Raw genomic sequence first — 12,055 nt, forward strand, 5'->3', positions numbered from 1 at the left:
CAGTTTTTTCTGATATACGCCCCATTTTAAGTGTTTACTTCATTAAACAAGAGACTTTGTATCTTTTCGCTTTATAAAATATGATTCTAAAGCTTGTAAAAACGCTTCCTCTACCTTGAGTGTTCCGTATGTTTCATTTCCAAGTTTAAGTGGGGATGCTTTCCTTGTCATGTAACATCACCTCACTCCAATATATGCAAAAACACTTTATGGACTAACCTATTTTCCAAAAACAGCATTAATTTAATTACATCAGTAAAAGTTTTCTATACTATATATTTACTCAGTAAAATATACCGAATTGAACTTTATCGAATCGTATTCATTTGCAAACACTACACATCACATTACTAATATGATTGCAGACAAGCCTTCTACTAAAATACACCTTTTATCAGCGGAGGGCTTCAGCCTCTACTAAGCTATTAAAAGAAGATATACCTCTTACAATTTTATGAGATTCATTTTATGCAGTAACTTCTTTGATTTCTTCTAGCAACTATCTATCCATCTCTTTTTCTCTGTCAGTACAAATCAATCTGCAAAACTTTCAGGACTTCTATTTTATGTCATGCTCTTCACCTTTTCGAGACCAAATCACAACAGGAACGAGCAACAAGGCTAAAGCCCCTCCAGCTAATGATAATGCCGTATAGCTTGCATTAGCTACCACCATGCCTGACATTGCTCCCCCAGAAGCTCCTGCCAGCGCAATAAAAACATCTACTTTCCCTTGTGTCTTTGCACGCGTTAAAGGTTCTGTTGCATCAACAATTTGAGCAGTCCCACTTATTAATCCAAGGTTCCATCCTAAACCAAGTAAAGAAAGAGCAATGATCAGGAGAATTAAAGAATCGCTCGGTGCAATGGCAGCTACCACTCCCGCACTAAGTAGTATAACTCCGGAAGCAATACTCATTGCCATTCTACCAATCTTATCAACAAGAATTCCTGTAACGAGTGATGGAAGGTACATTGCTCCTACATGAAATCCAATAACAAGGCCCACTTCATTTAATCCATGCCCATGGTGTTCCATATGTACTGGAGTCATAGTCATAATCGCAACCATAACAATTTGAGTAAGTATCATAACAATTGCCCCGACTGTAACGCCTCTTGTATTTTCTATTGATTTCTTAGTTATCACATGCCCTTTATTTGTCTGTTCCTGTTTATATGTTTCTATCATGTTCGCTATCATTAATGGATCTGGACGAAGCATAACGAACAGTACGAGACATGCTAACAAAAACGCAGCTGCTGATAATATGAATGGACCAGCAAGTTTAGGAATACCAATAGAGAGAGCGAAATTCCCCATTACACCCACCAAATTGGGTCCTGCTACCGCACCAAAAGTCGTCATAACCATTGTAATACTAATCGCAGTTGCCCTTTGCTTCTTATTTGCTAAATCTGTACCAGCATAACGAGCTTGTAAATTTGTGGCTGTGCCTGCACCATATATGAGTAAGGAAGCAAGTAAGAGAATAATACTATTTGTTAAAGCTGCGATTACGACACCAATAGCACCAAGCCCACCTACCATAAACCCTGTTGCAAGCCCAATCCGGCGCCCATAACGTTGAGACAGCCTTCCTACTATTAAAGCTGCTCCTGCAGATCCCATTGTAAACATGGCTGCTGGCAATCCTGCGAATACATCTGTTCCAAGCATTTGCTGTGCAAGAAGTGCACCTACAGTAATACCAGCAGCTAACCCTGCGCCACCAAACATTTGTGAAATACTTACGATTACTAACGTTCGTTTATATAACTTTTGTTGTTCTTCTGCTGTATACATATGATTCCTTATTGAACCATCAGCTTTATCGAGCATTTTCTCACCTTCTTTATGAAAGATTTTCCTTTTTTAAATGTACTATGTTTAATGTTTCCTATTCAATAACATTTTCATCTGTTCTCTTAGTTCTAAAAGAGAAAAACAAAAAAAGTTGTCCAAACACCTTGAGTTAGGGCAGTCTTTTCTTAGGCACAAATATTTTCTATTTATAAAACTAAGCTTCTCTTATATACTTTTAATCCATACCTAAAAGCCCCTATTTAATTAGGAGGCTATCAGTCTTTTAATCTTATAAAACACACTTCCACAGTTTGTAGGAATACTTCTTCAATACACACTTACTAAAAATCGTGTAACCATGTTTCTGCTTTTATCTATTCTCTTATGCGCATGAAAGCTAGCACTCATCCAACCGACTCGACTCTTTTTAGCTAGTTTTCCCCTTGAAAAATAGGCTTTGCAATCAATGTAGAAACAGGACGTATTTTAAATACAACATACTGCGTAAATAATGCTATCAATACTCCATGTACAATTCCTGCAATTACATCAAATGGATAATGCACTCCTACCCATACTCTCGAAAACGCTACAACGAGTGCTAAGAAAAACCAAGTATATTTAAAGCGATAGGCAGATAATAATAGTGTAGCTGCAATTACAATAGCTGATGTTGCATGATCACTTGGAAAAGAAGAATTGGCAGCATGATCTACGAGTTGTGTGATGTTATGTGAGATAAAGGGACGGTCTCTATAAATAAATAACTCAATAAATCTATTTATGGAATAAGCTAAAGTAAACGCAACAATCGATTGAAAAGCCATTACACGAAAATTAGGTTTATTCTTTATCCATAACAGGATGAGTAGCAACACGAAAGCATATTGTACATATTCTGCAAATACAATCATTACATTATCTATTAATGGATATTCCTGTACTTTACTATTTATAAAGTTGAACCATTCATAATCTAAATCTTTAAAATTCATTACATAATCTCCTTTAATGCTTTAGTCCACTCTACATTTTAACAAACTCTACCTTATTAAATGATTTTTCATAGGATTCTAATAAATTCTTATTATATTTTTTATTGTTTTCCACCTACAAATCATATCCTATTCAATTTTAAATAGATTACTCACAATGTACTATCTTATTTTGTGACATAAACATTACATTTTTGTAAGGTTCTTTTTTCATTTTGATAGTTCAACTTATCTGAAATTTTATAAAAAAAATTCAATGTTAACAAACACACTAACATTCACATTCATTATAGGATTACTCCTTACTTAAATCAGCAAAAAGAGGGACCCAAAAATAAAAATAAATATTATTAGGCTGATATTGCAGTTGTTGTAATACTAACGATTTGTGGCTTGTATAAAGAATACAATGAAGAGATTAAAATTAGTAATGAAGACAAGACCATAATTCAACAAGCTATATGCTGATTATTTATTTTATAATGAGGCCATAATTCGCATCGTCAGACAATGAAAGATTACATGATTTGAATAGAGAAAAGACCGACTCACGCATAGAAGTCGGTCTTTCATTTTGTCAACAAAATCAATAATATAATAAATTCTTGTCATTATTTGCAGGCAGTACATATCGCTAATTTGCATATGCTTTAAAATAATATTTATTATGATTATCCATCGCTCATCGCCTATCTTTTTTGAATCGAAAGTATAAAACAGCCAAACATGCAATAATCAATAATAAAATCACAAGAACAAAACCATAATGGTGAACATAATGTCCTACCTGACGCCATTTTTCTCCGACCACTAACCCTAACTTAATAAAAGTGAAACTCCATAATAATGCTCCCGAATACGCATAAAGGCAGAATGCCGAAAATCGATAGCGGGAAATCCCAGCTAAATAGGCAGTAACATGTCGAACTCCGGGAATAAAATAGCCAATAAACAATAGAGCAGGACCAATTTTTTGGAATAAAACCTGCGTCCGATTTATTTTCTTTTCTGTAATATGTATTTTCGGACCAAATTTTTTCAAGAATGGAATCCCGAGTTTCACTCCTAACACATAACTAATAGAAATACCAATTGACGATCCAATCCATGCACTTAGTAACGCAAGCAGAAATTTCATTTTTCCCTTATATACATAGTATCCTACAAACGTTAATAGCGTTTCATCAGGTATCGGTAATCCGATAATTCCCCCCACCAAAGCAATAATAATCCCAAAATATCCGAAATGCGAAATGAGATAATGCAATTGTTGTTCTATTTGTAATCACCATCCATACCAATTGCGAACTGGTATCTCAATCATTGAGACACTTTTCAAACAAAAAACATTATATACCTCCTAGTATTATTCCAATAAACCCCATTAAAATTCTAACCGTATAACTTACTTCCAAATATAAAGTGAAACTTCCATCAGTGGGAGTCTTCACTTCCCCGCAGATGGTTAGCTGAACGAATCGAGCTTTTACGAGATAAAATGTGGTACTAAACTTTTTTCTATATTTTCAAAATGAAATTGTATGGATTTTTCTTTTTTATCCAATATAGTTAATTTAAACAGGAATTTTGTATTATGCTAATAATAGCCTCTATTCCATTGTGTTTATCTCTAGAACTAGTAATATAAAAGATAAATAAGCGAGTCACATAAGATTTATGGTTTATAAGAAAAATCAAAGTTAACAAAACAGATAAAGTGAAACTTTAATCAGTGGGGGTTTTCTTCATCCCCCACTGATTATTAGCCTTCACCAATCGGGCTTTTACGGGCAGTTGATCCCCCACCTACCTTCCTTGTTTCTCTCCGAATCTTGAGGTGGGGATCTTACTGCCCGTTAATGCGGGGTAAATTTATAATATGTGGTTACACAAAAAACGTTTGGAGTGTTTACAAATGGTATACAAAGATATTATTAAAAAGATTCATGATGCACCTACTGATTATGATTTTAGTACATTAACTGATTCTATTATTGAGGAAGAATCCATGCTTAACGGTGTACCCCAAGATTATATTTCCTTCTTAAAGGAAGTGGGCTATGGATCTGTTTCTAATTCCTATTTTATGTTCTACGGAGGACTTATCGAAGCAGATGAAATATATGATGCGGATGACAATCCAGAACTGAAAAATGTTTTACTATTTGGTGATAACTTTGCCGGCGATGCTATAGGCTTTCATATAACAAATAACTGGGAAATTATTGAGATTTGGCATGAAGACGTATCAATCGTACCAAGGGAGGAAAAGAGTTTTACAGAATTGGTTCAAAACATATTTTCGAAAGAGCTTTAAGTTAGTAGTTACTTGATATAAAACAGAAAAACATTCCACTAATGCAGCTGCGGAATGTTTTTCTCTAATTAAACTTACTTTCTAGCCTTTACTCATTAAAACCTTTCTTCTTTTACCAACCCAGGGCTTCCCTTCATAAAACACCAAACTCACCAAACCACAAATCAAAATGATTGGTACACTCAGTTTATATAAATCTGTAAAACTCATTGCCATCTTGCTTTCTGCATAATGACTAACATCATTTGAGAATGCGAGAATCTCTCCTCTTACTTTTTCTTGTTTTTCCTCAATTATTTTTGTTACTTGCTTTGTAATTCCCTCTCTTTTTACCTCTCTATATTCCACTGGAACTCCGTTTAAGGCTTCGTTCACTTTTTCATGAATCAATTTCTCTTTTTGTTCCTTGCTCAAGCCGAGATCGTCTTCACTTTGTTTCTTTTCAGCATTTGATTCTAAACTTTTATCTCGGATTTTTTCTTTTGTTATTTGCAATATTTTTTCTTGCTCAACCTGATCCACATGAATATCACGAACTTTTTCTTCAGCATAACTGTAAACCTTATCTTTATTTACAGATAGATTCTGAGTTAAAGTTGATACAAATATAGCAACAGCTAATACAATCCCTACTTGTCTCAACATCGATACAATGCTTTGGGAAGCGGTTAGTAATTCCCCTTCAAATGAAGAAGCACTTAAAATCGTAATGGGACCTACGACTAAACCATATCCAACACCCAATATCATACAAGGAACAATGATATCTTTACTCGTTGAATCTACTCCAATCATTTGTAACCAATAATAAGCTAAGCTCATCACGATAAAACCCGATAAAATAATAAACACTTTTCCTAGCTTCTTAATCAACAAAGAAGCAAATGGGGAAACAACAAATATCATCGCTGAAATAGGCGTAACTACAAGAGCTGCTTCCATTTCTGTTCGATGTTGTATTTTTGTAAGAAAGGTTGGGAGTAATACAGTCACTCCAATTAAAAACAAATTGCTTAATATGACAACAATAGCAGCTCCAACAAACGTTCGATCTTTAAATAGTTGTAAATTCACCATAGGCGCTACGGCTTTTCTTTCGACTACAATAAATAATAGGAAAGAAATAATACTAGTAATATAGCAAATCCACGCTAAAATACTCAGCCATCCCCATGTATTTCCCTTTACTAATACGAGGGTGAAAAAGAAAATTGCTGAACTACTTAGTATTAATCCTATCCAATCAATTTTCGATACAACTCGTTCTTCATTTTTTATTTGTAGCATAATAAAGCATAAAACAATCCCAATAATACAAATTGGAATATTGACAAAGAATACCCATCTCCATCCTAAATTTTGTGTAATAATCCCGCCTATTACAGGGCCAATCGCAGCTGATAAACCTTGTGTTACTCCTAAAATACTAAGCGCAATATGCCTCTTAGCTAACGGAACTGCTGATACTCCAATTACCATACTCGTCGGAAATAAAATTGCAGCTCCTATACTTTGAATAAAGCGAGAAAATATAAGGAAATCTCCTGTATTCGCAAAGGCACAAAGCGCCGATCCACCACCAAAAACGATTAAACCAATGATGTACATCTTAGCCTTTCCAAAAATATCAGCAATACGTCCTAACGGGATTGCTAGCACCGCAATTGTCATTGTATACACATTTAATATCCAAGACATTTTTTCTAATGACGTATTTACACTAGACTGAATTGCCGGTAAAGCAATGTTCATAATGGTTGTATCAATCATACAAAGAAAAATACCTAAACACATCAAAAATACAATCTTAATTCCCTTTGATTGCTCCGTATCAATCTCCCCCTTTTATTTACCTTGAACACTTCTTTTTACTCTTTCATTTCATTAGTCTCTTCTTTCAGTGCAAGCTGGGCTAATTTCTTCTTTAATGTCTCGACTTGCGCAGTATACGATGCAATACCAACATCAAGAGAAATCTCTTCTGCAAAAGTAATGCCTTCCTTCCACTTCTCATACTTCAAGCGAAGATCGGCGATATACGTTTCTTTTCTTTCAATTTCTTCTTCAATCCACTTTTTCATCGTATTTGTATCACTATAGTCTCCAAAATACATACGCATTAGAAAATCAGAACGTAGAACATCCTTCTCTACATCAGTCTTCATATATTGATAAAACTCTTCTCTTCCTTCATCCGTTATGAAGTACATTTTTTTATTTGGCTTTCCTTCTTGCATGATTACCTCTTTTTTAATCTTCCCTTCCTTCTCTAACTGCCTTAAAGTTGGATAGATCATACCGAAGCTTCCATCAAAAAAATGAGCGAACACATCTTCAAATACAATTTTTATATCATAACCCGACAGCTCTTTTTCCATCAATAGCCCTAAAACAACGTCTCTTCCCTTCATCATAAACACCCCATAAGTTTAATATAATCAATAATCATATTAACAATGTTAATATGATTATTGATTATATATTATATTTTAAAATTTGTAAAATGTAACCAGTTATTTCGTATTCTTTAAAAAATTTAAATACAAAAAAGACTGTGTAGAATTTTTTCTGCACAGTCTTTTTTGACACTGATATATCCACTTTTCTATAACTGCTAAATCAAATATACATGCATAACTTCTTTAAAATTAGAAAATGCTAACAAAATCAAAACTATCCGCTATAGCGAATTGGAGAATTGTACATGAAAAGAAAAATACTATTCTTACTTACCTTCATATATTTCGTAGTTCCACTTCAAATAAGCGCTTTTACTTTCACAGGACTCCCTGCTACATCAAAATCTACACAATGGTATATTAAAGTTGATAAGACTAAAAATCCTGAAATAGTACAATCAAAAGAAGATACGTTTCATACATACAGTTTACTTGTAAAAAATATCGGTAAAGACGTATCTAATGTATCCGTTGAGATACGCGACAATAACCCAAAATCCAAAGCCTCTTTCAAGCCTTTCAACAAGTCTGATATGAGTGTGTCATATAGTCAAACTAGTTTTACACAAATGAAATTCCCATTATATGAAGACGCCAATTCATTTGACATTGTTATTAGCTGGGAAGAAAATCAATTTAGTTATAACGGTCACCCAGAAAAAGCAGAAAAGGAATTCACACAAACATTCGTATTTCATGAACAGTAAGCTCTGCCATTTGGCAGAGCTTACTTATTTTTTGTAAACATATATTAATCAAATTGACGAATACTCGGAACAAGTAGTGCGATTACTACTACTACAATTGCTGCAATGGCTAAAATCGTAATCGTCACAGTACCACCAATTATATTCGCCAACCAACCGACAACTAAATACCCTAACGGTAATAATGCAAAAGACCCTAACATATCAAGACTTGCTACTCTTCCGAATGCCTCTTCTGGCACGAGTTCTTGTAAGCTCGTTTCCCATATTAGACCAAAAATCATAATCCCAAACCCTTCTAATGCCATTAACCCAATTAACCCTGGAGCCCATGAAACAAAAGGCAGTATTAAAAGTGCCGCCCCACTAATGAAGACACCGCCATAAGCGAGTAAGCCTCGTCTATGCCACCTCTGTCTCCCGCCAAAAATAAGAGCTGCAACAACGGCACCTCCTCCAGAACATGCCATTCCAAGACCATAGACAAATGGTTCAAAGTGATGATGTACATTAAATAACCAAGGGATTAATACAACGATAATTCCTGCGTAACAAATATTAATAAATGAAAATGCTAAAATTGTAATCCAAAGCCAGGGATGGCTTTTTAAGACAACAATGCCTTCTGTAAAATCTTTTTTGAAATTCATTTTTTGATTTGTCTGTTCCTGTACTTTTTTAGCTGTTACATCTTTTAAAAATAATAAACATATAAAAGACAACAAATAAGTCAATGCATCTAAACCAAATCCAATTCCAGCCGATGCAACCGAAACAATAAGACCACCAAGCGCTGGACCTATTAAACGGACACCTTGATTACTCATTTGTGTTAATGCGTTAGCTGCATTGCGAATTTCCGGTACAAACACCTTTGCTCGCACTGCTGAATATGCCGGTTGAAACAGGCCTTCCATTAGTCCATATACTGCTACTAATACATATAGAATATTGATTGTTAAAGTGTCTGTAAAAATAAGTGTCGCAAGTGTTATCATCACTATGCATCGAACAATATCAGTAAATAACATTAATTTAACTCGATTCATGCGATCAACGATTAACCCAGAAAACGGTAAAATAAGAATATTCGGAAGCATATACATAGCCATCGTCATTCCCATAACAACCGTTGATCCTGTTAGCGTATATACAACTACAGGTAGAATCACCATTGTAACCGAACTTCCAAGTACCGAAAGCAGCTGACCAATCCATAAGAAAGTAAACTGTCGTGACTTTGTAATTGGTAATAATAACGTATTTACATAACTAGAACTCTTTTCTTTCTGTATCTCTCCTTGCATATGTATCCCCTCTCCCTAGACATCTTCCTTCTTTTTCCTTTTATTATAACATTTAATTTTCTCCCTTTTCTTATAATTGAGTTTTTAGATGCACAAAACATCAATACATTTCGATTTACAACTGAATTCAATTCATGAAATACACTATATAATAAGGTATCCCTTACCATTACACACACATAATACAAGGTTCATAATATTCCCCAAGCCTTGTACACAAACATATTTTAATGTCTATTCTCCCTCATTCTCTCAATCTCATAATCAATCTCTAAAAACCTCACACCAAACACCCACATTTGATGGTGCGCTGTCAAAATCTGATCAGTTTTTTCTTTTATCGTAAAAGTCTCAGCTAACGGTAATCGAATCGTAAAGAAAGGGGTATGTAAATAAATCCCTTCGTCTCCTTTTGTACTCTCTCTTAACTGACTAGTAATGATAAGATCTTTGTTATCATTACGTAATTTTAAAATACCCGTCATATTAGAAAATGGTAGCGGCAAAGCAATATTCATATATGTATCTCCGCTATATGTATGCTGCGAGTAAAGAGCTACAAAGATTGTTTCATCCTGTTCATTTTTTCGAATCCATGCTCTCACATCTTCTCTACCATCTCGTTCACCTTTTATCGCAATGATATTACCATGCATGACTTCCCACCTATTTCCCATTCCTAAATGAATTTGCTGTACATGTCTACTTATTTTTTCATAGAGAAAAGCAAAGGGACGAAACCAATGAGACCACTTAATATTTGCTTTTAATTGAAAATTTTTCGTACGCTCATAAAAATCAATGATAAGTGGAGATACTTTTCTTTCATCAAACTGCATACTATGAAAATCACTCATTTGATCTATAAGACCTGTATGCATCTTCTCCTCTATAAAATCTGTTCCTCCTACTTTCATCTTCCCTTTGATACGACTCATCGGTTTTCCATAATGAATGTAAGCTGGCACATTCTTTTCAATCATCCAGCCAATAAAAGCGGGCAATGTTACACCAATTCCATTCATAACACCATGAATCCAAACCATTTGCGTAATTGTGATTGTCATAACTTGTTTAAAGTTTCCGTATGAATATACGAGCGAAAACAAAATTGTTATCATAAGTGTACTCGATGAAATGATTAGAAGAATTTTTGCAATTATCGAAGTGAATTTTGTTTTCCATACATAAATACTATAAGCATAAAGTGAAATGAGATAAACTAATACCGCATAAAATTCGAATGTTCTTGAATAAGTAATACCAATCGCTACTGTCATCGGTGAAATAACAATAATAACCGTGATAAATTTATATAGTTTACTTTTCTTTTGTTGCTTTCTCCCAAGTAAACCTACAGATAAAGGTAGTAAAAAGGCTGAATAATGAAAGTGAGCTGCTGTAAGCAAAACAATATCTGAACTAAACTGCATAATGGATATATTCGCTACAGAGGCAAAGAACCAAAAACCCCCTAAAAACAAATAAATAAACCCACTATCAATTGCCGTCTCTTCTAACGGCTTCCATCCTCTTTCTAACAATCTACTTACACCGAATAACGCAATAATGCCTGTATATATCAACCAAATAATTGCAAACAAAAAATAATCTGTTATAAAAGCAAGCGTTGCACTGATTGCAGCAACTGGATAAAATAACGATACAAGTTTATAAAATGACACCTGAGATCCATCTCTTTTCTCCTTATCAACAATACAAAGTGCCATTGGTATGAATAGGAGAATAGATAGTAATATAATTGATTCAACAGGATTTAATTTCGACCATTCCAATATAAGAAAAATCATATAACAAATAAGGCCAAGAATTATATTTCCCATCTAGTCTGATCCCTTTCTACAAACGTTCCCTTATATGAGAAAAGCGGGCCAAACAATGGATTTCGTACTTGAACATGAATTTTGTAACAGTTTAATACATCATCATAGCTCTCTATAACTTTCGCCTCTCCATATAAAAATTTGGGTAGTGATATTTTCTTCCCAAGTATGTAAAACCATTGTTTTTTTGATGAGATATGCATTGCTCCTTCTTCATCAACATAAAACGCAAGTGTTGATACGAGCAAATGCGGTTCACCAAAGTAATCAATAATTTCATTCTGTTTTGTATTCAGGTACATAACGGCATTGAAATAACGTTTTTTGTTATCAAACCGAAACATCCGATTCCACCTTACAAAAACATTTCCTTTCGCATCCTCTTCAGCAATATTATGTATTGTAAACGGTACTTCTTTTCCTCTTTCTGAAAAGAACATGTGAAACTTAGATGCAACTCTTAAAAGCATTTTGACAAGGAACGATCCCTCATCAATTTCATCCATTTTCCCTTCACCCATAAAACTATTGTTTTCCGTAATTGCATAACGTTTTTGTAATTTTGGATGTAGCTGCTGATAAGATTCTCCTAATAATAGTTCATAGATGCTAGCCACGC

At 34.2% G+C, this 12,055-nt stretch carries 11 protein-coding genes; 2 read left to right on the plus strand and 9 right to left on the minus strand.

The features are described 5' to 3' along the window. Nucleotides 1–42 precede the first annotated feature (42 nt). The 4 genes from MHH45_RS07365 to MHH45_RS07380 form a co-directional block, all read right to left on the minus strand. Nucleotides 43–171 (minus strand): hypothetical protein, encoded by a 129-nt coding sequence (locus tag MHH45_RS07365; RefSeq protein ID WP_016114353.1) that lies wholly within the window; start codon nucleotides 169–171, stop codon nucleotides 43–45. A gap of 388 nt (nucleotides 172–559) precedes the next feature. Continuing rightward, nucleotides 560–1,843 carry an MFS transporter gene (locus MHH45_RS07370; protein WP_088093771.1) on the minus strand — a complete coding sequence of 428 codons (1,284 nt, stop codon included), beginning with the start codon at nucleotides 1,841–1,843 and terminating at the stop codon, nucleotides 560–562. 395 nt (nucleotides 1,844–2,238) lie between these two features. Continuing rightward, nucleotides 2,239–2,802 (minus strand): undecaprenyl-diphosphatase, encoded by a 564-nt coding sequence (locus MHH45_RS07375; RefSeq protein ID WP_016114351.1) that lies wholly within the window; start codon nucleotides 2,800–2,802, stop codon nucleotides 2,239–2,241. A 682-nt stretch (nucleotides 2,803–3,484) separates the two neighbouring features. Beyond that, nucleotides 3,485–4,081 carry a DedA family protein gene (locus MHH45_RS07380; protein WP_033671108.1) on the minus strand — a complete coding sequence of 199 codons (597 nt, stop codon included), beginning with the start codon at nucleotides 4,079–4,081 and terminating at the stop codon, nucleotides 3,485–3,487. A gap of 636 nt (nucleotides 4,082–4,717) precedes the next feature. Here MHH45_RS07380 and MHH45_RS07385 point away from each other — a divergent pair. Continuing rightward, on the plus strand, nucleotides 4,718–5,119 hold the full coding sequence (locus MHH45_RS07385; RefSeq protein WP_016114349.1) for an SMI1/KNR4 family protein: 402 nt from the start codon (nucleotides 4,718–4,720) through the stop codon (nucleotides 5,117–5,119). Nucleotides 5,120–5,200: 81 nt separating this feature from the next. Here MHH45_RS07385 and MHH45_RS07390 read toward each other — a convergent pair whose 3' ends face one another. Both MHH45_RS07390 and MHH45_RS07395 read right to left on the minus strand, forming a co-directional pair. After that, nucleotides 5,201–6,913, minus strand: a complete 1,713-nt coding sequence (locus MHH45_RS07390; protein WP_044880802.1) for an MFS transporter — start codon at nucleotides 6,911–6,913, stop codon at nucleotides 5,201–5,203. 74 nt (nucleotides 6,914–6,987) lie between these two features. Next, on the minus strand, nucleotides 6,988–7,530 hold the full coding sequence (locus tag MHH45_RS07395; protein ID WP_033671831.1) for a PadR family transcriptional regulator: 543 nt from the start codon (nucleotides 7,528–7,530) through the stop codon (nucleotides 6,988–6,990). A 293-nt stretch (nucleotides 7,531–7,823) separates the two neighbouring features. Between MHH45_RS07395 and MHH45_RS07400 the strand changes: the two genes are divergently transcribed. Further along, on the plus strand, nucleotides 7,824–8,285 hold the full coding sequence (locus MHH45_RS07400) for a hypothetical protein (RefSeq protein ID WP_016114346.1): 462 nt from the start codon (nucleotides 7,824–7,826) through the stop codon (nucleotides 8,283–8,285). Nucleotides 8,286–8,329: 44 nt separating this feature from the next. Here the strand turns inward: MHH45_RS07400 and MHH45_RS07405 are convergent, their stop codons facing one another. The 3 genes from MHH45_RS07405 to MHH45_RS07415 all read right to left on the minus strand — a co-directional run bounded on the left by MHH45_RS07405 (nucleotide 8,330) and on the right by MHH45_RS07415 (nucleotide 12,053). Next, nucleotides 8,330–9,592: an MFS transporter gene (locus MHH45_RS07405; protein WP_088093772.1), complete on the minus strand. Its 1,263-nt coding sequence runs from the start codon at nucleotides 9,590–9,592 to the stop codon at nucleotides 8,330–8,332. Nucleotides 9,593–9,819: 227 nt separating this feature from the next. Then, nucleotides 9,820–11,436 carry a YndJ family protein gene (locus MHH45_RS07410; protein ID WP_016114344.1) on the minus strand — a complete coding sequence of 539 codons (1,617 nt, stop codon included), beginning with the start codon at nucleotides 11,434–11,436 and terminating at the stop codon, nucleotides 9,820–9,822. Then, complete coding sequence (locus MHH45_RS07415) at nucleotides 11,424–12,053, minus strand: DUF4166 domain-containing protein (protein ID WP_016114343.1); 630 nt, start codon at nucleotides 12,051–12,053, stop codon at nucleotides 11,424–11,426. The genes MHH45_RS07410 and MHH45_RS07415 overlap by 13 nt, the downstream gene beginning before the upstream one ends. Between the last annotated feature and the right edge of the window lie 2 nt (nucleotides 12,054–12,055).

Origin of the sequence: Bacillus sp. FSL K6-0042 (assembly GCF_038006685.1) — a bacterium.
GTDB lineage: Bacteria > Bacillota > Bacilli > Bacillales > Bacillaceae_G > Bacillus_A > Bacillus_A pseudomycoides.